The 22,326-nt window shown below is 72.4% G+C and carries 24 protein-coding genes; 5 read left to right on the top strand and 19 right to left on the bottom strand.

Features of this window, described 5'->3' with window-relative positions:
* Positions 1-413: 413 nt before the first annotated feature.
* Entirely contained in the window at positions 414-1,706 is a 1,293-nt protein-coding gene (tyrS, locus tag GUI43_RS23610; protein WP_112584640.1) for a tyrosine--tRNA ligase, read from the bottom strand.
* 100 nt (positions 1,707-1,806) lie between these two features.
* Between tyrS and GUI43_RS23605 the strand changes: the two genes are divergently transcribed.
* Complete coding sequence (locus tag GUI43_RS23605; protein WP_112584626.1) at positions 1,807-2,196, top strand: PaaI family thioesterase; 390 nt, start codon at positions 1,807-1,809, stop codon at positions 2,194-2,196.
* Positions 2,197-2,218: 22 nt separating this feature from the next.
* Here GUI43_RS23605 and GUI43_RS23600 read toward each other — a convergent pair whose 3' ends face one another.
* From GUI43_RS23600 to GUI43_RS23580, 5 genes are all read right to left on the bottom strand, one after another.
* The gene (locus GUI43_RS23600) at positions 2,219-3,556 is read right to left on the bottom strand and encodes a hemolysin family protein (protein ID WP_112699807.1); all 1,338 of its coding nucleotides are present in this window, start codon (positions 3,554-3,556) and stop codon (positions 2,219-2,221) included.
* 228 nt (positions 3,557-3,784) lie between these two features.
* Entirely contained in the window at positions 3,785-4,426 is a 642-nt protein-coding gene (locus GUI43_RS23595) for a YgjV family protein (RefSeq protein WP_112699806.1), read from the bottom strand.
* A 9-nt stretch (positions 4,427-4,435) separates the two neighbouring features.
* Positions 4,436-4,936, bottom strand: coding sequence for a GNAT family N-acetyltransferase (locus tag GUI43_RS23590; protein WP_112584623.1), 501 nt, complete (start codon positions 4,934-4,936; stop codon positions 4,436-4,438).
* A gap of 46 nt (positions 4,937-4,982) precedes the next feature.
* Positions 4,983-6,458 (bottom strand): serine hydrolase domain-containing protein, encoded by a 1,476-nt coding sequence (locus GUI43_RS23585; protein ID WP_112699805.1) that lies wholly within the window; start codon positions 6,456-6,458, stop codon positions 4,983-4,985.
* A gap of 49 nt (positions 6,459-6,507) precedes the next feature.
* Positions 6,508-7,008, bottom strand: a complete 501-nt coding sequence (locus GUI43_RS23580; protein WP_249037832.1) for an ArsR/SmtB family transcription factor — start codon at positions 7,006-7,008, stop codon at positions 6,508-6,510.
* 137 nt (positions 7,009-7,145) lie between these two features.
* On the opposite strand from GUI43_RS23580, the gene GUI43_RS23575 reads away from it, so the two are divergent.
* Positions 7,146-8,018 (top strand): universal stress protein, encoded by an 873-nt coding sequence (locus GUI43_RS23575; protein ID WP_112699804.1) that lies wholly within the window; start codon positions 7,146-7,148, stop codon positions 8,016-8,018.
* Here the strand turns inward: GUI43_RS23575 and GUI43_RS23570 are convergent.
* The 5 genes from GUI43_RS23570 to GUI43_RS23550 all read right to left on the bottom strand — a co-directional run bounded on the left by GUI43_RS23570 (position 8,011) and on the right by GUI43_RS23550 (position 12,039).
* Positions 8,011-8,646, bottom strand: a complete 636-nt coding sequence (locus GUI43_RS23570) for an FMN reductase (protein WP_112699803.1) — start codon at positions 8,644-8,646, stop codon at positions 8,011-8,013. The genes GUI43_RS23575 and GUI43_RS23570 overlap by 8 nt on opposite strands.
* Positions 8,643-9,785, bottom strand: coding sequence for an LLM class flavin-dependent oxidoreductase (locus tag GUI43_RS23565; RefSeq protein WP_091402257.1), 1,143 nt, complete (start codon positions 9,783-9,785; stop codon positions 8,643-8,645). Before GUI43_RS23565 ends, GUI43_RS23570 begins: the two co-directional genes overlap by 4 nt.
* A 161-nt stretch (positions 9,786-9,946) precedes the next feature.
* Positions 9,947-10,222 carry a ubiquitin-like small modifier protein 1 gene (locus GUI43_RS23560; protein ID WP_112584619.1) on the bottom strand — a complete coding sequence of 92 codons (276 nt, stop codon included), beginning with the start codon at positions 10,220-10,222 and terminating at the stop codon, positions 9,947-9,949.
* 2 nt (positions 10,223-10,224) lie between these two features.
* On the bottom strand, positions 10,225-11,310 hold the full coding sequence (locus GUI43_RS23555; RefSeq protein ID WP_112604892.1) for a WD40/YVTN/BNR-like repeat-containing protein: 1,086 nt from the start codon (positions 11,308-11,310) through the stop codon (positions 10,225-10,227).
* An 87-nt stretch (positions 11,311-11,397) separates the two neighbouring features.
* Positions 11,398-12,039 carry a DNA-3-methyladenine glycosylase gene (locus GUI43_RS23550; RefSeq protein WP_112584638.1) on the bottom strand — a complete coding sequence of 214 codons (642 nt, stop codon included), beginning with the start codon at positions 12,037-12,039 and terminating at the stop codon, positions 11,398-11,400.
* A 172-nt stretch (positions 12,040-12,211) separates the two neighbouring features.
* Between GUI43_RS23550 and GUI43_RS23545 the strand changes: the two genes are divergently transcribed.
* The 3 genes from GUI43_RS23545 to GUI43_RS23535 all read left to right on the top strand — a co-directional run bounded on the left by GUI43_RS23545 (position 12,212) and on the right by GUI43_RS23535 (position 13,736).
* Positions 12,212-12,667 carry a hypothetical protein gene (locus GUI43_RS23545; RefSeq protein ID WP_112584617.1) on the top strand — a complete coding sequence of 152 codons (456 nt, stop codon included), beginning with the start codon at positions 12,212-12,214 and terminating at the stop codon, positions 12,665-12,667.
* 86 nt (positions 12,668-12,753) lie between these two features.
* A complete protein-coding gene (locus GUI43_RS23540) occupies positions 12,754-13,179 on the top strand; it encodes a DNA-binding protein (RefSeq protein WP_112584616.1) in 426 nt (141 codons plus the stop codon).
* A 203-nt stretch (positions 13,180-13,382) separates the two neighbouring features.
* Positions 13,383-13,736: an MmcQ/YjbR family DNA-binding protein gene (locus GUI43_RS23535; RefSeq protein ID WP_091402014.1), complete on the top strand. Its 354-nt coding sequence runs from the start codon at positions 13,383-13,385 to the stop codon at positions 13,734-13,736.
* A 43-nt stretch (positions 13,737-13,779) separates the two neighbouring features.
* Here the strand turns inward: GUI43_RS23535 and argH are convergent, their stop codons facing one another.
* From argH to argC, 8 genes are all read right to left on the bottom strand, one after another.
* Positions 13,780-15,243 carry an argininosuccinate lyase gene (gene argH, locus GUI43_RS23530; RefSeq protein ID WP_112699809.1) on the bottom strand — a complete coding sequence of 488 codons (1,464 nt, stop codon included), beginning with the start codon at positions 15,241-15,243 and terminating at the stop codon, positions 13,780-13,782.
* Positions 15,244-15,319: 76 nt separating this feature from the next.
* On the bottom strand, positions 15,320-16,531 hold the full coding sequence (locus GUI43_RS23525; protein ID WP_112584615.1) for an argininosuccinate synthase: 1,212 nt from the start codon (positions 16,529-16,531) through the stop codon (positions 15,320-15,322).
* Entirely contained in the window at positions 16,528-17,043 is a 516-nt protein-coding gene (locus GUI43_RS23520; RefSeq protein WP_112584614.1) for an arginine repressor, read from the bottom strand. The genes GUI43_RS23525 and GUI43_RS23520 overlap by 4 nt, the downstream gene beginning before the upstream one ends.
* Positions 17,040-18,008, bottom strand: a complete 969-nt coding sequence (gene argF / locus GUI43_RS23515; RefSeq protein ID WP_112699802.1) for an ornithine carbamoyltransferase — start codon at positions 18,006-18,008, stop codon at positions 17,040-17,042. Before argF ends, GUI43_RS23520 begins: the two co-directional genes overlap by 4 nt.
* Positions 18,005-19,234 carry an acetylornithine transaminase gene (locus GUI43_RS23510; protein WP_112584612.1) on the bottom strand — a complete coding sequence of 410 codons (1,230 nt, stop codon included), beginning with the start codon at positions 19,232-19,234 and terminating at the stop codon, positions 18,005-18,007. Before GUI43_RS23510 ends, argF begins: the two co-directional genes overlap by 4 nt.
* The gene (argB, locus tag GUI43_RS23505) at positions 19,231-20,136 is read right to left on the bottom strand and encodes an acetylglutamate kinase (RefSeq protein ID WP_112699801.1); all 906 of its coding nucleotides are present in this window, start codon (positions 20,134-20,136) and stop codon (positions 19,231-19,233) included. Before argB ends, GUI43_RS23510 begins: the two co-directional genes overlap by 4 nt.
* Positions 20,133-21,305: a bifunctional glutamate N-acetyltransferase/amino-acid acetyltransferase ArgJ gene (argJ, locus tag GUI43_RS23500; RefSeq protein ID WP_112699800.1), complete on the bottom strand. Its 1,173-nt coding sequence runs from the start codon at positions 21,303-21,305 to the stop codon at positions 20,133-20,135. The genes argB and argJ overlap by 4 nt, the downstream gene beginning before the upstream one ends.
* A complete protein-coding gene (gene argC / locus GUI43_RS23495; protein ID WP_112584609.1) occupies positions 21,302-22,303 on the bottom strand; it encodes an N-acetyl-gamma-glutamyl-phosphate reductase in 1,002 nt (333 codons plus the stop codon). The genes argJ and argC overlap by 4 nt, the downstream gene beginning before the upstream one ends.
* Positions 22,304-22,326 lie beyond the last annotated feature (23 nt).

Genomic DNA, 22,326 nt, shown 5'->3' with positions numbered 1-22,326 from the left:
TTACTACGTTACCCGCTCGTTTCCGCCGTGTCAAACCGATATTTCGCGGTTCGTCGTGCTTCAACCCGATAACGCGGGCACCATGTCGCAACCGGCTTGCGCCGCTCTCGTCATGGATTCGGCAGGCCGGCCGTCGCGATTTCTCGCGACCCGCCCGGTGCCCTACCGGTTCGTAACCATACCCGGTCGGTTTCGCGGCGCCAAATCCGCCTCGCGGCGTTTCTGGCGGCACCTCCCGGTTGGGGCTCCGGTGGGCACGCCCACCCGACCCCCTGGCCGTTGGCCGGCGCTCCGGCCGCCTCAGGCTTTCGCCTGTTTCGTCCGTTCCGCGCTGGCAGAGAGAAAGTTACGCGTCCGGCGGGATGATCGTCAAATCTGCCGGACGCGTCCCCCGTCACATCGTCGACAGGTGGCTATTCACCCAGCTCAACGCCCGCGAACGAACGCTTCCCCCGGCGCAGCACCAGGTATCGGCCATGCAGGAGGTCGGCCGGCGACACCCTCGCGTCCACCTCGGTCACCCGGTTGTTGTTGACGTAGGCGCCGCCTTCGGCGATCACCCGCCGGGCCTCCTTGAGGCCACTCACCAGACCGGAGTCCCGCAGCAGACCCGCCACATCCGGCAATTCGCCGGTGAGGCGTACGAGACCCGCCTCGGTCAGGGCCGCGCGCAGGGTCTCCGGCGCCAGCTCGTCCAACGATCCGCGGCCGAAGAGCGCCTGGCTGGCGGCGATCGCCTGTCGGGTCTCGTCGGCACCGTGCACCAGGATGGTCAGCTCCTCGGCCAGCGCCCGCTGCGCCAACCGGGCCGCCGGTCGTTCGGCGGTCGCCTTGGCCAGCTCCTCCAGCTCCTCGCGGGTCCGGAAGCTGAAGTACCGCAGGTAGCGGTCGACCTCCTGGTCCTCCACGTTGAGCCAGAACTGGTAGAACGCGTACGGGCTGGTCATCGTGGGGTCGAGCCAGACGGCACCGCCCTCGGTCTTGCCGAACTTCGTGCCGTCGGACTTGGTGACGAGCGGCGTGGTGAACGCCTGCACCGGCCCCGCGCCCCGCCGGCGCACGTAGTCGACGCCGGCGGTGATGTTGCCCCACTGATCGGAGCCGCCGAACTGGAGCTGACAGCCGTGCCTGCGGTGCAGCTCGAAGAAGTCGTTGGCCTGCAACAGCTGGTAGCTGAACTCGGTGAAGCTGATGCCGGTCTCCAGGCGGGCACGCACCACCTCCCGCGCGAGCATCTTGTTCACCGGGAAGTGCTTGCCCACGTCGCGCAGGAACTCGACGATCGACATCTCGCCGGTCCAGTCCAGGTTGTTGACCAACTGGGCCGCGTTGTCCCCCGTGTAGGACACGAAGGGCGCGAGCTGCTCTCGGATCCGCTCGACCCAGCCGGCAATCACCTCGGGCGGGTTGAGGGTCCGTTCGGCGCTCTCCTTCGGGTCACCGATCTGCCCGGTGGCCCCGCCGGCCAGCAGCAACGGCCGGTGACCGGCGAGTTGCAGCCGGCGGGCCATGAGGACCTGCATGAGGTTGCCGACGTGCAGGCTCGGGGCGGTGGGGTCGAAGCCCACGTAGTACGTGGCGGACTTCCCACCGTCGAGCAGCTCGCGCAGCTCGTCGAGGCCGGTCGAGTCCTGTATCAGGCCACGCCAGAGCAGGTCATCGGTCAGGGAGTCCCGCCCGGACGGCGGAGGGCTGCTGTCGGTCACGGTCACCGATTCTCCCCCATCGCCGGCACCAACCCGTACCGGGTTTGGCGCAACCCGCCCCGGCTAGGCTTGCGCCTCGTTGATCGAGGAGGGCTTTGCCATGGAGATTCCGGATCTGACGGGCGGTTTCGTCGCCCTGCTCGGCCTCAAGTTCGAGGAGGCCAGCGCCGACCGGGTGGTCATCAGCTGGCAGGTCCGCCCGGAGCTGCACCAGCCGTTCGGCATCCAGCACGGCGGGGTGTACTGCTCGGTCGTGGAGACCGCGGCCAGCGTGGGTGGCTCCCTCTGGCTGGCCGACCGCGGCACGGTGGTCGGGGTGTCGAACCAGACCGACTTCCTGCGGGCCGTCCGGGACGGCGAGCTGAGGGCGGTCGGTACCCCGGTGCACCGGGGCCGCAGCCAGCAGCTCTGGCAGGTGGAGATCACCGACGCCGAGGAGCGGCTGGTCGCCCGTGGTCAGGTCCGGCTGCAGAACCTCTCGCCCGCCTGAGCGACGGCATTCGCCGGACCGGTCAGCTGCGGGCCTCGTCCAGCATCGGCTCCGTGGGCTGGTCGGTGTCGGCGTCGGCGTCGGCTTCATCGGGTACGCGGCTGAGCCGTACCTCGGTGATCGCCCGGTGGTCGATGCCGGCCACCACCAGCACCCAACCGTCCAGGGTGACGTCCTCCCCGGCGACGGTGGGGATGTGCCCGAGCCGGGCCAGCACGAGCCCGGCGACGGTGGTGTAGTCACCGGCCGGACGCGACGGCAGCTCCACGCCGATGTCCGGCAGGTCGTGCACCGGGAAGGTGCCGGGCAGCAGCAGCGCACCGTCGGGGTCGCGCCGCACCGAGCGCACGTCCCGGTCGGTCTCGTCGTAGATCTCGCCGACGATCTCCTCCAGGATGTCCTCCAGCGTCACGATGCCGTCGACGGCGCCGCGCTCGTCCACGACGAGCGCGATGTGCTGACGCTCGGCCTTGAACTGGCGCAGCGCGTCCACCACCGGTAGCGAGTCGGGCAGCAGCATCGGCGGTCGGGCGATCTCGTCGACCGGGCGGTCGTCGGGCACACCCACCAGGTCACGTAGGTGGATCACTCCGGCCGTGTCGTCCAGGCCGCCGTGGCGCACGACCGGAGCCCGGGAGTGCCCGGTGGCGGCCAGCACGAGCCGCGCGGCCTCCGCGGTGGTCCCGCTGTCGAGCGTGAAGACCTGCAACCGGGGTACGAGGACAGCCCGCAACCGCCGGTCGGCGATCTCCACGGCACCCGCGATGATGGTGCGCTGCTCCTTGGTGAAGCCGTGGTTGCCGGCGACGATGTCGCGCAGCTCGTCCGGGCCGATCTCCTCCGGTTGGTGTTTGGGGTTGAGCCCGACCAGGCGGACCACCACGTCGCTGGTGGCGCCGAGCGCCCAGACGGCCGGCCGGGTGAGGCTGGCGAGCAGGTCGAGCGGGCGGGCCACCAGCAGCGCCCACCGCTCGGCGGACTGCATGGCGATCCGCTTGGGCGCCAGCTCGCCGAAGACCAGGGTGACGAAGGTCAGCGCGAGGGTGACTGCCACGATCGCCACCGTCTCGGCGCCGCCGCCGAACACCCCGAGCAGCGGCACCAGGGGTTTTGCCAGCGAGACCGCTGCGGCGGCGGAGGCCAGGAAACCGGCGAGCGTGATGCCGATCTGGATGGTGGCCAGGAAGCGGTTCGGGTCCTTGGCGAGCCGGGCCAGCACCCGCCCGGCTCGGCTGGTGCGCTCCAGCCGCTGGATCTGGCTGTCTCGCAGCGACACCAACGCCATCTCGCTGCCCGCGAAGAGCGCGTTGATCACGACCAGGACTCCGACCAGGGCCAGTTGGCTCCCGTAGCTCTGCACGCCCGGTTCGCTCCCTCGTGGTGGTGGCACCGGCCGCTACGCGCGGCACCCGCCGGTCGGCGAGCCCGCCCGGCGTAGGCGTGTCTTTGCCCCGTCCGGCGCCGGCCGAATCCTGCCCCGGCGACGCTACGCCGAATCGGGCCAGGTGAGGCTACGCCGAATCGGCCGACGGTGACGCTACGCCGGCTGGGGCGTCGGTGACGCTACGCCGGCTGGGGCGACGGTGAGTTACGCCGACTGGGGCGACGGTGACGCCGGCAGGTCGAGGACGTACGAGTCGCCGTCCGGGCGGAAGCCGAGCCGGTGGTAGTAGGGGGCCACCATGCGGGGTGGGCTGACCACCCGGTGGAAGCCCCGTTCGGTGAACAGGTGGCTGCGCCGGTAGACGAACTCACCCGGGGTGAAGTCACGGAACTTCGGGGTCACGTAGTCCAGGTCGATCTGGGCGACGCCGGGCGCCTCGGCGTGCGACAGCACCACGCCGACCACCTCGTCGGCCGTGACCACGAGGAACGCCGAGCGGCCCGACGCGTCCGGGTCCCAGTGGAAGCCGGGGTTGAACCGGGCGATGTCGGCGGCGTGCACCCGCAGCGTGTGCGCGAGGAACTGGTCGCCGACACCGACCTCCACCACCTGGTAGGTCTTCTCGTCGTGCCGGGTGGCGAGCATCCCGCGCAGGTACCAGATGTTGATCACCGCGAGCACGACGTTGAGCCCGACGCCGGGCCAGACCTCGATCGCGGCGTTGTAGCCGATCAGCACGAAGCAGCCGACGAGGTTGAGCGCCCGCAACCGCAGGATGCGCGACTGCAGCAGCGACCAGACCAGCACCGCGGAGCCGGCCCAGCCGACGAGATCCAACCAGTTCACGCCGCGAGACTAGTGCCCGCCCAGGTCAGGGCCGTCGGCGGGCAGCACGAGCAGCCACTCCTCGACGTCTTCGCCGCGGCCGTTGGCGTACCCCGAGTCTTCACCGACCACCACGAACCCGCACTTGCGGAGCACCGCGAGGGAGGCGGCGTTGTCCTTGGCGGCGCGGGCGTGCACCGGCCGGGGCAGCTCGCGCAGCAGGGCGGCCAGGGCCGCCGTGGCGTGACCCCGACCCCAGCGCGCCGGGTCGATCCAGTAGCTGACCTCGGTCTGCCCCTCGGCCGGGAAGGCGCTCACGTAGCCGACCACCTCGCCGTCGACCTCGACGGTGCGGACCAGGTTCGCCGGGTTGGTGAGCACCCGGGCCCAGTGTGCGGCGAACTCCCGACTGTCGGACGGGTCCTTGGGGCCGAACGCGGCCATCCGGTTGGCCTCCGGGTCCTGCTGGTGCAGGAAGAACTCGACGAGGTCGTCCTCACGGACCGGGCGCAGCAGCACATCGGAGGTCATCGGCCGAGGGTACGCAACGGCTGTGACGCGAAGCCGCGGCGCGGAGTCAGCCGGCGACGGCTACGACCGCCAGCACGGCGGCCACCAGCGAACTCGCCACCGACAGCAGCCGACGCCACGGCACCCGCGCGTCGACCACCGGCAGGGCACGCCACCGGATCGCCGCCACTGCCACCCCCGCCGCCGACAGGCCGGCGCCGAGCGGCCACAGCCAGGCCGGCACCACCGACCAGTCCCCCAACCGGTGCCCCAACCCCAGATAGGCGAACGCCCAGACCGCCGCCGCCAGCAGCGTCACCTGGTCCAGTTGGCGGCGGCGGGCGGTGCCGAGCAGGGAGATGCCGCCGAGGAAGGTGAAGGCCACCGCGAGGCCGGCGCCGATCCACGGCAGCACCATCGACGTCGCCGAGTCGGCCTCCTTCGGTGACATCCCGAGCAGCCGCAGCCCGATCGGCTCGACGCCCTTGTCGGTGTTGCCGAGCACCACCACCGCCCGGCCGGTCGCCCGTTCGAGGCCGACGTAGGACCGGAACCCGCCGGTAGAGCCGTTGTGCCAGACCACCTCGCGATCGCCGTGCCGGGTGGTGAACCAGCCGTACCCGATGCGGGTGTCGTCGTCCTCGCGGTAACGGGCGGTGGCGGCGTCGGCGCCTGGTGCGGTGCCGGCGAGGGTCGCGGCGAGCAGCCGGCCGAGGTCCTCCGCCGTTGACCAGGGGCCGGCGCCGGCCGGCGCGTAGCCGGCTCCCGCCCACGGATCGAGCGGCCGGCCGCCGGCCCGGCTGCCCTGGGCGCGACCGGCCGGCAGGTCGTCGTCGCGGCTGGCGATGACGGTGGCCGTCATGCCGAGCGGCCGTAACAGCCGGGCGTGCAGCAGCTCGGGGTACGCGAACCCGGCCTTCGCGGCGAGCGCGTGGCCGAGCACGGACGGCCCGAGGTTGGAGTAGTGGACCTCGCCGCGCTCGTCGTCGTCGGTGCTGATCCGGTCGGTGGCGCTGCGGATGGCGTCGACGCCCTGCCCGGCGTAGGGGTTTCCGCCCGAGACGTTGGACCAGAGGATGCGTGCCCATCCCAGCGGGGAGCCGGGGGCCAGCCGGGGCAGGCCGGCGCGGTGGCTGGCGAGTTCGGCGAGCGTGACGTCGCGGGCGGGGCCGGTGACCTCGGGCCAGGTGCTACCGAGCCGGTCGTCGGGGCCGACGACACCGGCGGCGACCTGGTCGGCGAGGAGCATGCCGGTGAGCGCCTTGGTGACCGAGCCGATCTCGAACGGGGTGCCCGGCTCCACGGGCCGACCGGCGAGGTCCCGGTCACCCAGGCCGGCGGTGCGGATCCGGCCGTTCTCGACCAGGGCGACGGCGAGCCCGCGGAGCCCCGACGGGTCGGGTGTGGCCGACCGGGCGGCAGCGGCCAGGTCGCGATCGCCGGTGGTCTGCGCCCCGAGTCGGGGCACCCGGGGCATCAACGCCACCCCGACCAGGCCGGCGATCAGCACGACGACGAGGACGGTGGCGGTCGTGCGGCGCATGGTGGTTCCTCCGTGGGGGTCGTCGGACGGGCGGCCGAGCCGCGTCTGGTCAGCGGCCGGCGGCGGTGAGGATGGCCAACAGCGGCACCACGCGTTCGGCGGGGACCGCGTACCGGCCTCGGCCGGCGCTGCGCAGCCAACCGGCGGCGGTGATCTGGCGCAGGTGGTGGTGCAGTTGGCCGGTGGTGCCCAACTCCTCGATCTCGGCCAGCTCGCTGGTGCTCTGCCGGCCGCCGAGGATCTCCCGCAGTAGCCGCAGCCGCACCGGGTGGGCCAACGCGGAGAGGGTGCTGGGCAGCTCCGTCCAGTCGGCGGCGAGCAGGTCGTCGACGGTGCGGCCGTACTGCCAGTCGTAGTGCTGGCCGGCGACGCGGACGGTGCCGGTGTAGAGCACCGCGCCCGACCCGTCGGTTGGCAGGCGCTGTTTGAGGCCGTCGAGCGCCCAGAAGGTGCCCTCGGGCGCGGGTGGTGGCGGTGCGGCGGCGAGCCGTTCGCTCAACGCGGCAACCTGTGCTTCCAGCGCGGCGAGTCGATCTTCCACGGTGTTCACATGTCGATACTACGAACTTACGTAATTACGTGCAAGCGCCGGATGGGCGGCTGGCCGGAACCGCCGGGGCCGGCGCGTCCGGCCCCGCCGACGCGGCTGAGCGGTCGACAATGACCTGACCGACCCAGGGAGCGCCGATGAACCGACCTGTCGTGGTGGGCGTGGACGGATCGCCGTCCAGCTTCGTCGCCGCCGAACACGCGGCGCGGGCCGCCGTGCTCCGGTCCCGACCGCTGCTCCTGGTGCACGGCTACCTGCATCCGTCCGGCTACGGCGTGCCACTCAACCCGTACGACCTCGGGGTGCCGGCGCCGTCCGAGGAGGCGCAGCAGATGTTGGAGCGCACGGCGGCCGAGCTGACCGCCCGGTGGCCCGGCCTCGCCGTCGAGGTGCGTCAGGTCCTCGGGGGCCCGGGGGCGACCATGATTGAGGAGTCCCGCCGGGCGGAGCTGGTCGTGGTGGGCAGCCGTGGCCTGGGCGGGTTCGCCGGGCTGCTGCTCGGCTCGGTCGGCACGCAGGTGGCCGCGCACGCGCACTGCCCGGTGCTGGTGGTCCGCCCGGACGAGCAGCCGATCCCGGTGGACGGCCCGGTGCTGGTGGGCGTGGACGGCTCCGAGTCGTCCCGACTCGCCGTGGGTCTGGGCGCTCACGAGGCGGCGCTACGGGACGTGCCGCTGGTGCTGGTGCACGTCGGTCCTTCGAACGGCGACCGGGCGGTGCCGGAGGAAATCGAGGAGTCGCAGGCCGCGTACCAGGCCGAGGCGGTGCGACTCCTGGCCGACGCCTCCGCCGTGGTGCGCGCCGAACACCCCGACCTGGTCGTGCGCGAGCATCCGGTCCGGGCGGCCGGCGCGGCCCAAGGGCTCATCGAGGCCAGCGGCACGGCGTCGCTGCTGGTCGTGGGCACCCGGGGCCGGGCCGGGTTCGCCGGTCTGCTGCTCGGGTCGGTCAGTCAGGCGGCGATCCAGCACGCGCACTGCCCGGTGCTGGTCGCCCACCCGCTCAGTTGACCGGCTCGCCGTCACCTCGGCCGAGCATCTGCAGGAAGTCGGTGGTGAGGGCGAACGGGTCGGCCGGCCCGGTGGCCGGCGGTCGGCGTTCGATCTGGTCGGCCAACTCCCCGGCGGCGCGCCGGATCCGAGCGCGCAACGCGCCATCGGCGGTGCCGTCGGCCCAGTCCTCCGGGGCGGCGAAGACCGCGGTCGGGACGACCACCGACCGAAGGTAGGCGAACATCGGGCGGACGGCGTGCTCCAGTGCCAACGAGTGCCGGGCGGTGCCGCCGGTCGCGCCGATCAGCACCGGCCGGTCGACCAGCGACTCGGAATCCAACACGTCGAAGAAGGACTTGAACAGCCCGTTGTACGAGGCGCTGAAGATCGGGGTGACGGCGATGAGCCCGTCCGCCCCGGTCACCGTGTCGATGACCTCGCGCAGCGCCGCCGGCGCGAACCCGGTGAGCATGTTGTTCACCACGTCGTGGGCGTACTCGCGCAGGTCGACGACGTGCAGCTCCACTTCGGAGCCGCGCCGGACCAACTCGTCGCGGGTGGCCGCGGCGAGCTGGTCGGCGAGCAGCCGGGTCGACGAGGGCTGACTCAGCCCCGCCGAGACCACGGCCAGGGTGCGGCGGGTCATCGGGTCGCCCCCTCCGGCGCCTTGCCGGTCACGTCGTCGACGGCGTGCACGGTGCTGTCCTTGGCACCGCCCGCGGCAGCGACCAGCGAGGCGTGCGTCGGCGCCGCCGGCACGTGCGCCGGACGCAGCGCGGCGAACTCCTTGCGCAGCACCGGCACGACCTCCTCGCCGAGCAGGTCGAGCTGCTCCAGCACGGTCTTCAGCGGCAACCCGGCGTGGTCCATCAGGAACAGCTGCCGCTGGTAGTCACCGACGTACTCCCGGAAGCCGAGCGTGCGGTCGATGACCTGCTGCGGGCTGCCCACGGTCAGCGGGGTCTCCCGGGTGAACTCCTCCAGCGACGGCCCGTGCCCGTAGACCGGGGCGTTGTCGAAGTAGGGCCGGAACTCCCGGACCGCGTCCTGCGAGTTGCGGCGCATGAACACCTGCCCACCGAGGCCGACGATGGCCTGGTCGGCGGAGCCGTGGCCGTAGTGCGCGTACCGCTGGCGGTAGAGCGCGATCATCCGCTGGGTGTGCTCCTTGGGCCAGAAGATGTGGTTGGCGAAGAAGCCGTCACCGTAGTACGCGGCCTGCTCGGCGATCTCCGGGCTGCGGATCGAGCCGTGCCAGACGAACGGGGGCACGCCGTCGAGCGGGCGCGGTGTCGAGGTGAACGACTGCAACGGGGTGCGGTACTTGCCCTTCCAGTCGACCACGTCCTCGCGCCACAGCCGGTGCAGCAGGTCGTAGTTCTCGATGGCCAGGGGGATGCCGGCGCGGATGTCCTTGCCGAACCACGGGTAGACCGGGCCGGTGTTGCCGCGACCCATCATGAGGTCCACCCGGCCGTCGGAGAGGTGCTGGAGCATCGCGTAGTCCTCGGCGATCTTCACCGGGTCGTTGGTGGTGATCAGCGTGGTGGCGGTGGACAGCAGCAGCCGCTCGGTACGCGCGGCGATGTAGCCGAGCATGGTGGTCGGCGACGACGGCACGAACGGCGGGTTGTGGTGCTCGCCGGTGGCGAAGACGTCCAGGCCGACCTCCTCGGCCTTCAACGCGATCGCGACCATCGCCTTGATCCGCTCATGCTCGGTCGGCTCCCGACCGGTGGTCGGATCGACCGTGACGTCACCGACGGTGAAGATTCCGAACTGCATGACCAGCTCCTCGCGTGTCAACCGGGTGCCGGCGTGGTACCCGGACGCAGCTCTCAACTTATTTGACGACGCAACTATTCCGTCGGCGGGACGCCCCGCAGTGGCGCCGGTCACCCCCGTAACGGGACACCGGGTCGGGAATCCCCTCGGTGTCGGCCCGGTCAGCCGCCAGCGACCGACGGCAGCACCTGCACCTCCGCGCCGTCCTTGACCGGGGTGGCCAGACCGCCGGAGTGCCGGCAGTCTTCCCCGTCGACGAAGACGTTGACGTAGCGGCGCAGCTCGCCACGCTCGTCGCGGATGCGTCGGGCCAGCCGGGGGTGCGCGACGGCCATCTCGTCGAGGACCGCCCGCAGCGTCCCGGCGGCGGTGACGTTCAGCCGACTCGCGCCCCCGGCCTCGCCGCGCAGCGGGCCGGGCAGCAGCACGGTGACCACGCTCAGACCTCCGCGGCGCGAACGCAGAGCACGTCGGGCAGGTGCGCCGCGACAGTGGACCAGGAGTCGCCCTCGTCGCGGCTGGCGAAGACCGAGCCGGAGCGGGTGCCGAAGTAGACGCCACCGGGGGTGGCGTCGTCGGCGCACATCGCGTCCCGCAGAACCGCCGGATAGAACGGGCCCTCGGGCAGCCCGACCGACAGCGGCTCCCACTTGCCGCCGGCGTCGGCGGAGCGGAACACCCGGCAGCGGTGGTCGGTCGGGAACCGCTCGCCGTCGGCCACCAACGGGAAGGTCCACACCGTGCCGCCGCGCCCCGGGTGGGCCACCATCGGGAAGCCGAAGTCGCTGGGCAGCCCATCGGCGATCGAGGACCAGGTGCGGCCGTCGTCGTCGGAGCGGTAGACGCCGTGGTGGTTCTGCGCGTACAGCCGCTCGGGGTTGCCGGCGTCCCGGGCGACCTTGTGCACGCACTGGCCGAACTCCGGCCACTCGTCAGGCATGAAGTAGGCGCGGATGCCGGTGTTGCCCGGCGCCCAACTCGCCCCGGCGTCCTCCGAGCGGTAGACCCCGCCGGTGGACATGGCGACCAGCAGCCGAGCCGGGTCACGCGGGTGGGGCAGCACTGTGTGCACGGCCTGACCACCGAAGCCGGCCTCCCACTGTGGGCGGTGCGGGTGGTCCCAGAGGGAACGGACCAGCTCGAAGCTGCGACCACCGTCGGTGGACTTGAACAGCGCCGAGGGTTCGGTGCCGGCCCAGATGACGTCCGGCTCGTCGGGGCCGGCCGGCATCAGCTGCCAGACGCGGCCGAGGGAGACGCCGGTGTCGGCCGGAAACGCGACCGGCGCCTGGTCGGGCTCGTCCCAGGAGGCGCCGAGGTCGTCGCTGGTGGCGACGCTGGGGCCGAAGTGTGAGCTGGTCATGCCGGCGAGCAGCCGCGGGGTGGAACGACGGGTGTCGACCGCGACCGCGTAGACACCGGTCATCGGAAAGTGCGGGCCGGTGATCTCCCAACTACGCCGGTCGTCGGTGCTGGTGGCCAGAAACAATCCCTTGGCTGTGCCGATCGCGAGCAGTGTCGCCATGACGTCCTCCGAACCGTCGGTGAGCAGGTCCGGTGATTATGGCCACACCCCCCGACAGACTCCGGCGCCCACACGCCGCAAGGGCGCTCAGCGCCGGACGCGCGGCACGTGCCGGCGGTAGGCGCTGACCGTGGGATCGCCGTCCAGCCAGAACCGCCAGGGCAGGTCGTGGGCGCCGGTCACCCCGACCCGGGGACCCGCCACCACCGTCTCCGGCGGCACCGGCCGGGCCGGGGGCCGCAGGCGGACCGGGCCGTCGCCGAGCAGGTACGCCCCGTACGCCTCGCGGTCGATGCCGAGCGCGGAGCAGAGCCGGGCAGGCCCGCGGGCCAGGTCCAGGTCCCGCCGGATGGCCGGCCGGCGCTCCCGTGCCGTGGCCAGCCCGTCGACCACCTCGCCGGCGCGCAGCAGCACGGCGGAGGCCGCCCCCTCGACCCCGGTGACCACGTTCATGCACCAGTGCATCCCGTAGGTGAAGTAGACGTAGGCGTACCCAGCGGGGCCGAACATCACGGCGTTGCGCGGGGTGCGGCCCCGATGGGCGTGCGAGGCGGGATCGCCGCCACTTCCCGCGTACGCCTCGACCTCGGTGATCCGGACGGTGACCCCGCCGGCGTGCAGTCGGCAGCCGAGCAGCCCGCGCGCCGCCGGCAGCAGTGGACCGGCGAGCAGGTCCGCCAGCGCCGCCAGGTCGGTGTCGGTGCTGCGATCACCGGACGACAGGGCCATGTCCCGACGGTACCCATCCCGCCACCGGCCCGGCGCCGACCATTCAGCGCCGGCCCGAACAAGACTCACGTCGCACATCAGACAGCCGGCCGAACAGTGAAACCGGACCGTCGGCTCGGGAGTGTTCCCGATGTCGTCGCAGGGAGCGACGACATCACGGGAGGGAATCACCATGACCGTACGGAGCATCCGGCGACCACTGATCGCCACCGGGCTCGTCGCGGCAGCCGCGACAGTGGCCTTCACACCGTCGGCCAGCGCGAGCGTCCCGCTGCGGGCCGCGGCGCAGGCCGACAACGCGTCAGTGACCGCGTTCGTGGTCGGCGCCACGGGCAAGATCGAGGCGAACGGCGCGGCGGCGATCGTGCCGGTCACCGTGACCTGCTCGAAGGCCATCGACTTCGACCTCGAGGTCAAGGTCGCGCAGGCGGTCGGCCAGACGATGCGCGCGGGCACGACGGTTCGGAGGGTCACCTGCGCGGAGGGCACCCAGCAGGTGCGGATCGCGGTGGTCCCGGTCGAGCGTCCGTTCGCAGCGGGCGTCGCGTTCGGCGTGCTGAACGCGCACCCCTGTGACCCGTACTGCACACCTATGCACGACGAGCGCAAGTTCAACCTGGCGCTCTGAGGCGTCGCCTGGCGGCATGGCATGCCCGTGCCGCCAGGCTTCAACATTTCGTTGACAATCAGTCATTCATACGGTGTGCTCGGGGTATGACGACCGAGGACATCTTCACCGCGCCGAACCCTGGCCGGGCCCGCGCCCACCGCACCCACGAGGCGTTACAGCGGATCAGCGAGCGGCACGCCGGCACCGACACGCGGCGGGGCCGGTGGGCCCACCCGTACGTGCTCGACCCGTGGGAGGCCGTCGCCCTGGTCACCGCGCTCGCCGCCGGCGGGGCCGAGCGCGAACCCGCGGAGGAGCCGATCGACGCAGCGGACCTCACCGCCGCGCTGACCCTGCTGCCCCACGTCCGCGCCGAGCTGGACGCCCTGGAAGCCGGCCTGCTGACGCTGGCCCGCGACCGGGGGCTGACCTGGCAGGCGATCGCGTACGGGCTGGGGCTGGGCAGCGCACAGGCGGCCCGGCAACGCTACGAGCGGGTCGCCGCCCGCTCGGCCGAGCAGAGCACCTGACGACCGCGCTGGCACGGGCAAGATCGTTCCCGAACATGGAAGTAGTGGCCTCGACCTCGGCGGAGACCACGAGATCCCGGATCGAGCGCGATCTTGCCGAGCGGGGTGGGCCGGCCGGGAGAGCAGGCCGACGCCCGGATCGGCACGCCGCGCCTGCGACGGCCGCGGGGCGGGCACACTGTGCGCACGACGAGGAGGCACCCATGGAGCGCGCGGAGATGCTGGCGTACTGCCTGGCCAAGCCGGGAGCATGGCTGGACCAACCGTGGGAGGGCGACGAGGTGGTGAAGGTGGGCGGCCGGATCTTCGCGTTCCTCGGCAGCGACAGCGGCAAGCCGACGGTCGGCATCAAGTGCGGGCCGACCCGGGAGGTGGCCGACGAGTGGCTGCACCGACACCCCGGCGACGCCAGCGTGATGCCCTACATCGGCCGGTCCGGGTGGAACACGCTGCGCCTGGACGGCGGGATCGACGACGAGGAGCTGACCGAGGCGGTCGACTCGTCGTACGACATGGTGGTGGCCAAGCTCCCCAAGCGGGAGCGCCCCACGGCCTGAACCGCCGCGGCGCCGGCGGCCGGCGCCGACGCCACGGCACAGCTCAGCGCGGAACGACCCGCTCGGAGGCCCACTCCCGCCAACTGGCCAGCCGGTCCGCCGCGTCGGCGAGCTGGTCGGCGACCGGGCCGGGGCCGGTGGAACCGGGGGTGGTCCGGGCGGCGAGAGCCGAACGGACCGAGAGCACGTCGCGCACCGACGGGTCCAGGTGCCCGCTGATCGCGGCGAGGTCCTCGTCGGAGACGTCGTTCAGCTCGCACTCCCGAGCCGCGCAGAGCGCCACCAACTGGCCGGTGATCTCGTGCGCGTCGCGGAACGGCACGTTGCGTCGGACCAGCCAGTCGGCGACCTCGGTGGCGAGGGAGAAGCCGACCGGGGCGGCGGCGACGAGACGGTCCACCCGGACCGTCATCGTGGAGATCATTCCCGCCAGGGCCGGAAGCAGCAGCTCCAGGGTGTCGACCGCGTCGAAGGCCGGCTCCTTGTCCTCCTGCATGTCCCGGTCGTAGGTCATCGGCAGACCCTTGAGCATGGTGAGCACGGTCACCATGCCGCCGACCAGACGCCCCGACTTGCCCCGGGCCAGCTCGGCGATGTCCGCGTTCTTCTTCTGCGGCATGATCGACGAGCCGGTGGCGAAGGAGTCATCCAGCTCCACCCAGCCGAACTCGTGCGAGGTCCAGAGCACCACCTCCTCGCCGAGCCGGGACAGGTGCACCCCGATCAGGGCGGTGGTGAAGAGGAACTCGGCCACGAAGTCCCGGTCGGCGACGGCGTCCATCGAGTTGGCGAACGACGTACGGAAGCCCAGCTCCTTGGCCACCGCCACCGGGTCCAGGGGGAGCCCGGAACCGGCCAGGGCGCCCGCGCCGAGCGGGCTGATCGCCGCCCGGTGGTCCCAGTCGCGCAGCCGCTCGAGGTCGCGCAGCAGTGGCTGCACGTGGGCGAGCAGCCAGTGCCCGAAGGTGACCGGCTGGGCGTGCTGGAGGTGGGTCATCCCCGGCGCGGCGGTGTCGATGTGCCGCTCGGCCTGCTCGACCAGCGCCTCCGCCAACTCGACCAGACGGCTGGCCACGCCCCGGGCGTGGTCGCGCAGGTAGAGCCGCAGGTCGGTGGCGACCTGGTCGTTGCGGGACCGGCCGGCGCGCAGTTTGCCACCGAGGCTGCCGAGACGCTCCAGCAGACCGCGCTCCAGCGCGGTGTGCACGTCCTCGTCGTCGATGGTGGGGCGGAACGTTCCGGAGGCGCAGGCCGCCTCCAGGTCGTCCAGCGCGGCCAGCATCCGGCCCAGTTCCTCCGGATCGAGCAGGCCGGCGCCGGCGAGAACCCGGGCGTGCGCCCGGGAACCGGCGATGTCGTACGGGGCCAGGCGCCAGTCGAACTGCACGCTCACCGACAGTCGGGCGAGCGCCTCGGCGGGGCCGCCCGCGAACCGGCCACCCCAGAGGCTCGTCCGGTTGGTGGCGGCGCTGTTCTCGGTCAGGCTCTTGTCGTCCACGTCGCCCATCATTGCGCTGGTTGCCTTTCGCTCGCGACTGCGGGGTTCACTCGCCGTGCTCGCGCACTCGGCGCGCTCGCACGGGTCACTGTCCGCCGCCGCCCAATCGGGCGTCCCGAGCGGCGGCCATCCGGCTCGGCAGCCCCCACAGCTGCACGAAGCCCTTGGCCAGGGACTGATCGAAGGTGTCGCCGGTGTCGTAGGTGGCCATCCCGAAGTCGTAGAGGCTCGCCTCGGAGCGCCGGCCGGTCACCGTGGCCCGGCCGCCGTGCAGGATCATCCGTACCTCGCCGCTCACGTGCCGCTGCGCGTCGTCGATGAACGCGTCCAGCGAGTCCTTCAACGGCGAGAACCACAGCCCGTCGTAGACGAGCTCGCCCCAGCGCTGGTCGACGCCCTTCTTGAACCGGGCCAGGTCCCGCTCGACGGTCACCGCCTCCAACTCCTGGTGGGCGGTGATCAGCGCGATCGCGCCGGGCGCCTCGTACACCTCTCGGCTCTTGATGCCGACCAGGCGGTCCTCGACCATGTCGAGCCGGCCCACGCCCTGAGCGCCGGCGCGGCGGTTGAGCTCCAGGATCGCCTGGTACGGGGTGACCGTCTCACCGTCGATCGCCACCGGCACGCCGCCGTCGAAGGTGATCACGACCTCGTCGGGGTCGCGCTCCAGGGTCGGGTCGGAGGTGTACGAGTAGAGGCCCTCGACGGGGGCGTTCCAGATGTCCTCCAGGAAGCCGGTCTCCACCGCGCGACCCCACAGGTTCTGGTCGATCGAGTACGGCGACTTGGCCGACACGTCGATCGGCAGCCCCTTCTCCTCGGCGAAGGCGATCGCCTTGTCCCGGGTCCAGGCGAAGTCCCGGGCCGGCGCGATGATCTTCAGGTCGGGGGCCAGCGCGTTTAGGCCCACCTCGAACCGGACCTGGTCGTTGCCCTTGCCGGTGCAGCCGTGCGACACGATGGTGCCGCCGTGCTTGCGCGCCGCCGCCACCAGGTGCCTGACGATCAGCGGCCGGGACAGCGCCGACACCAGGGGGTAGCGGTCCATGTAGAGCGCGTTGGCCCGGATCGCCGGCAGGCAGTAGTCGGCCGCGAACTCGTCGCGCGCATCCACCACCTCGGACTCGGCGGCGCCGCAGTCCAGAGCACGCTGCCGGATGGCGTCGAGATCCTCACCGCCCTGCCCGACGTCGACCGCGACCGCGATCACCTCGGCGCCGGTCTGCTCGGACAGGTACGGAATGGCGACGGAGGTGTCCAACCCGCCGGAGTACGCGAGCACGACCCGCTCGGTCATGACGTGGCGTTCCCTTCATCGGTGTCTTCCCGGCGGGCCCAGCCGGCGAGCTTGTCTCCGAGTGCGGCCCCGCCGACGGCCTCCCGGGCGACGACGAGGATGGTGTCGTCGCCGGCGATGGTGCCGACGATCTCGGGCAGGCCCGCCCGGTCCAACGCGCTGGCCAGGTACTGGGCCGCGCCCGGCGGTGTCCGCAGCACGGCGATGTTGCCGCTGGAGTCGACCCCGTTGAGCAGTTCGCGCAGCAGCCGTACCAGCCGGGCCGGTGCGGCCTCGGCGTCGCGCAACGGTCGCTGCCCGTCCTCGGGGATCAGGTAGACGGCCGGACCGTCGCCGCCGCGCACCTTGACCGCGCCCAACTCCTCCAGGTCCCGCGAGAGGGTGGCCTGGGTGACGCCCACGCCGTCGGCGGCGAGCAGGTCGGCCAGCTCGGTCTGCGACCGGATCGTCCGGTCGCGGATCAGCTCCACGATCCGGGCGTGCCGGGCCGCACGAGTCAGTGGGGCGGTCACCGCGGGCCCCCGGTGGCGGTGTCGCCGGTCGCGGCGTCTTCCGTCGCGGTTCCCAGCAGGAACGTCAGCAGCGCCTTCTGCGCGTGCAGCCGGTTCTCCGCCTGGTCGAAGACCGCGCTCTGCGGGCCGTCGAGCACCTCGTCGGTGATCTCCTCGCCGCGGTGTGCGGGCAGGCAGTGCAGCACGATCGCGTCCGGTGCGGCCTGACCGAGCAGCTCCTTGTTGACCTGGTACGGCAGGAACGGGGTGATCCGGTCCAACCCGTCGGACTCCTGCCCCATCGACGTCCAGGTGTCGGTGGCCAGCACGTCGGCGTCGCGTACCGCCTGGGCCGGGTCGGTCAGCACCCGCACCGACCCGCCGGTCTCCGCGGCGATCTGGGCGGCCCGTTCCACCACTGCCGCGTCCGGCGCGAAGCCGGCCGGGCCGGCGATCCGCACGTGCATCCCGGCGGTCGCCCCGGCCAGCAGGTACGACTGCGCCATGTTGTTCGCGCCGTCCCCGACGTACGCCAGCGTGCGGCCGGCCGTGCCACCGCACCGCTCCCGGATGGTGAGCAGGTCGGCCAGCAGCTGGCACGGGTGGAAACCGTCGGTGAGCGCGTTGACCACCGGCACGGTGGCGCCCGCCGCCACCTCGGCGATCCTCTCGTCACCGTGGGTCCGCAGCACGATCGCCGCGACGTAGCGGGACAGTACCCGCCCCGCGTCGGCGAGCGACTCACCGCGACCGAAGTGGGTGACCTGGGTGTCCACCACCAGGGGGTGCCCGCCCAGCTCGGCGATGCCGGCGTCGAACGAGATCCTGGTCCGCAGGCTCTGCTTGTCGAAGAGCACCGCCACCGAGCGGGGGCCGACGAGCGGCCGGTGGCCGAACCGGTCCGCCTTCATCCGCGCCGCCAGGTCGAGGACCGTGGACTGTTCGGCTGGAGAGAGGTCGTCGTCGCGCAGGAAGTGCCGGGTCATCGAGTCGTCCCCGTCGTGGTGGTCAGTGTGGCTGGTGCGATCGGCGCGCCGGCGGCGGCCGGGGCGGTCGCGTCCAGTGCGGCGGGCAGCGCCGCGAGGAAGGTGTCCGCCTGGGCGGCGGTGAGGATCAGCGGTGGGGCCAGCCGGATCACACCCGGCTGCACCGGGTTGACCAGGACGCCGGCTTCCCGCAGGGCCTCGGCCAGCACCGAAGCGACCGGCGCGGTGAGCGCCACGCCGAGCAGCAGACCGGCGCCGCGTACCTCGGCGATCAGCGGGTGGCCCAGCGCCTCGATGCCGCGACGCAGCCGCTCACCGACCCGCTTGACGTTGTCGAGCAGGCCCTCGTTGGCGATGGTCGCCACCACGGCGAGCGCCGCCGCGCAACTGACCGGGTTGCCGCCGAACGTGGTGCCGTGCGAGCCGGGGGTGAGCAGGTCCGCGGCGGGGCCGAAGGCCAGCGTCGCACCGATGGGCAGCCCGCCACCCAGCCCCTTGGCCAGGGTGACCACGTCCGGCTCCACACCCTCGGCCTGGTGCGCGAACCAGTGCCCGGTACGCCCGATGCCGGTCTGCACCTCGTCGAGGACCAGCAGCGCGCCGTGCCGGGCGGTGATCCGCCGGGCCGCGGCGAGGTAGCCGGCCGGCGGGACCAGCACACCGTTCTCACCCTGGACGGGTTCCAGGATCACCATGGCGGTGGCCTCGGAGACGGCCGCTTCGAGGGCGGCGACATCGCCGTAGTCGACGTGGGTCACCTCGCCGGGCAGCGGCCGGAACGGGTCGGCCTTGGCCGGTTGGCCGGTCAGCGCGAGGGCGCCCATGGTGCGGCCGTGGAAGCCGCCCCTGGTGGCCACCACGTGGGTGCGGCCGGTGCGGCGGGAGAGCTTGAACGCCGCCTCGTTGGCCTCCGCGCCCGAGTTGGCGAAGAACACCCGGCCCGGTCGGCCGGCGAGCGCCAACAGCAGCTCGGCGAGGGCGACCGGCGGCTCGGCCACGTAGAGGTTGGAGACGTGCCCAAGGGTCGCGACCTGCTTCGACACCGCCGCCACCACCGCCGGGTGGGCGTGACCGAGGGCGTTGACCGCGATGCCACCCACCAGGTCCAGGTACTCCCGGCCGGCGTCGTCGACCACGACGGCACCGTCCCCTGAGACCAACGCCATCGGCGGCGTGCCGTAGTTGTCCATCATGGACTGCTTCCACCGCTGCGCCAACGTGCTCATGTCGCGTCCGTCCCGTCTCCCGGCACCACCATCGTTCCGAACCCTTCCGAGGTGAACACCTCGAGCAACGTGGAGTGCGCCACCCGGCCGTCGACGACGTGCGCGGCGGGCACTCCCCCACGCACCGCCCGCAGGCAGGCCTCCATCTTCGGCACCATCCCCGACTCCAGGCTGGGCAGCAGCTTGGCCAGGTCGTCCGCGGCGATCTCGGAGACCAGGCTGGTGGTGTCCGGCCAGTCCGCGTACAGGCCGGCCACGTCGGTGAGCACGACCAGCTTGCGGGCCCGCAACGCGATGGCCAGCGCCGCGGCGGCGGTGTCCGCGTTGAGGTTGTGCAGCACACCCTCCACGTCCGGCGCCACCGTGGAGATCACCGGAATCCGACCGGCCTCGATCAGGTCGGTCACCGCTGACACGTCGACCGACTCGACGTCCCCGACCTGGCCCACGTCGACCGGCACCCCGTCCACGTACGCCGGACGCCGCACCGCGGTGAACAGCCGGGCGTCCTCGCCGGAGAGGCCGACGGCGTACGGTCCGTGCGAGTTGATCAGACCCACCAGCTCCCGGCCCACCTGACCGACCAGCACCATCCGGACCACGTCCATCGCCTCGGCGGTGGTCACCCGCAGACCACCCCGGAACTCGCTGGCGATGCCGAGGCGACCCAGCATGGCGGAGATCTGCGGACCACCGCCGTGCACCACCACGGGCTTCAGGCCGGCGTAGCGCAGGAAGACCATGTCGGCCGCGAACGCCCGCTGCAACTCCGGATCGGTCATCGCGTTGCCGCCGTACTTGACCACGACCGTCGAGCCGGTGAAGCGCGCCAACCAGGGCAGCGCCTCGATCAGGGTCTCCGCCTTGACCTGGGCGCGAGCCAAATCGCTGCTGAGATTCATGTCGAATAGGCCGAGTTCTCGTGCACGTACGCGTGGGAGAGGTCGTTGGTCCAGATCGTGGCGGCCGACGTACCCGCGTGCAGGTCGATCCGGATGGTCACGTCCCGCCCGGTCAGGTCGACCTTCGAGCGGTCCTCGGCGGCGGCGCCGCCCCGGCACACCCACACCCCGTTGACCGCCACGTCCACCTCGTCCGGCTCGAACGCGGCGGTGGTGGTGCCGACGGCGGCGAGGATCCGGCCCCAGTTGGGGTCGTTGCCGAACAACGCCGTCTTGACCAGGTTGTTGCGGGCCACCGTACGGCCCACCTCGACCGCCTCGTCCTCGTCCGCCGCGCCGACCACGTCGATGGCAATCTGCTTGGTGGCGCCCTCGGCGTCGGCCACCAACTGCTGGGCCAGGTCGTGACAGGCCGCGGTGACGGCGGCGGCCAGCTCGGCCGGCGTCGGCTCCATGCCGCTCGCGCCGCTGGCCAGCAGCAGCACCGTGTCGTTGGTGGACATGCAGCCGTCGGAGTCGACCCGGTCGAAGCTGACCCGGGTCGCCGCCCGCAACGCCTCGTCCAGCGTCGCCGGCCCGGCCACCGCGTCGGTGGTCAACACGCAGAGCATGGTGGCCATCCCGGGCGCGAGCATCCCTGCGCCCTTGGCCATGCCGCCGACCGTCCAGCCACTCCCCCGGGCCACAGTGGTCTTCGGCCGGGTGTCGGTGGTCATGATCGCCTCGGCGGCGGCCGGGCCGCCGTCGCGGGACAGCCCACGGATCGCCGAGCGGACGCCCGGTAGCAGCTTCGGCATCGGCAGCCGCTCACCGATCAGGCCGGTCGAGCAGACCGCGACCTCACCGGCACCGAGGATCAACCGAGGGCTGACCGAGGTCAGCGCGGCGGCGGTGTGCTCGGCGGTGGCGTGCGTGTCCTGGAAGCCGGCCGGACCGGTGCAGGCGTTGGCGCCACCGGAGTTGAGCACCACGGCGCGGACCACACCGCCCTGCACGACCTGCTGGGTCCAGAGCACCGGCGCGGCCTTGACCCGGTTGGTGGTGAAGACACCGGCCACTCCGGCGTCCGGGCCGTCGTTGACCACCAGGGCGACGTCCACGCCGCCGCTGCTCTTGAGGCCGGCGGCCACACCGGCCGCCCGGAACCCCCGAGGGCTCGTGACGCTCAAGGGGTGACTCCCCACACCGACAGGCCCGTCGTCTCCGGCAGGCCGAGCATCAGGTTGGCGTTCTGTACGGCCTGACCGGCCGCGCCCTTGCCCAGGTTGTCCAACGCGCTGAGCACGATCAGACGACCCGAGTCGACGTCGACGGTGGCCTGTAGGTGGCACGAGTTGGAGCCCAGGGTGGCGGCGGTGTGCGGCCAGCGGCCCTCCGGCAGCACGTGCACGAACGGCGCGTCGGCGTACGCCCGCGCCAGCACCTCCTGCGGGTCGACGCCGCGCGCCGGCACCGCGGTGACGGTGGCCAGGATGCCGCGCGGCATCGGCGCCAGGACCGGGGTGAACGACAGGCCGGTCGCGCCGGTGGCCTGCTTGATCTCCGGGACGTGCTGGTGGGTGCCCACCCGGTACGGCGACAGGTCGCCCATCACCTCGCTGGCCAACAGGTGCGGCTTGGCCGCCCGGCCGGCGCCGGAGGTGCCGGAGGCGGCGACCACCACCACGTCGGCGGGGTTGGCCGCGCCGTCGGCGATCAGCGGCGCGAGCGCCAGGGTGATCGCGGCGGCGTAGCAGCCGGTGTTCGCCACCCGGGTGGAGTCGGCGATCAGCTCCCGCTGGCCGGGCAACTCCGGCAACCCGTAGGTCCACTGCCCGGCGTGCGTGCCGCCGTAGTACTGCGCCCAGGCGTACGGGTCGGCGAGCCGGTGGTCGGCACCCAGGTCGACGATCCGCGCCTCGGCCGGAAGCTGGGCCGCGAGAGCCGCCGACTGCCCGTGCGGCAAGGCCAGGAAGACCAGGTCCGCATCGGCCAGGATCGTCGGATCGGTCTCGCCGAGCACCAGGTCGAGCCCGGTGAGCTGCGGGTGCACCACGTCGACGCGGTGCCCGGCCTGGCTGTGTGCGGTGGCGGCGACAAGGTCGAACTCCGGGTGCCCGGCGATCAGGCGCAGCAGTTCACCCCCGGCGTACCCGCTCGCCCCGGCTACCGCGACTCGGATCCCCATACTCACCTCCGCATGACTATGCA

The sequence above is a fragment of the Micromonospora noduli genome (genome assembly GCF_003264365.1).
In the GTDB taxonomy this organism is placed as follows: domain Bacteria; phylum Actinomycetota; class Actinomycetes; order Mycobacteriales; family Micromonosporaceae; genus Micromonospora; species Micromonospora noduli.
This window is presented reverse-complemented; position numbering and strand designations above follow the sequence as displayed.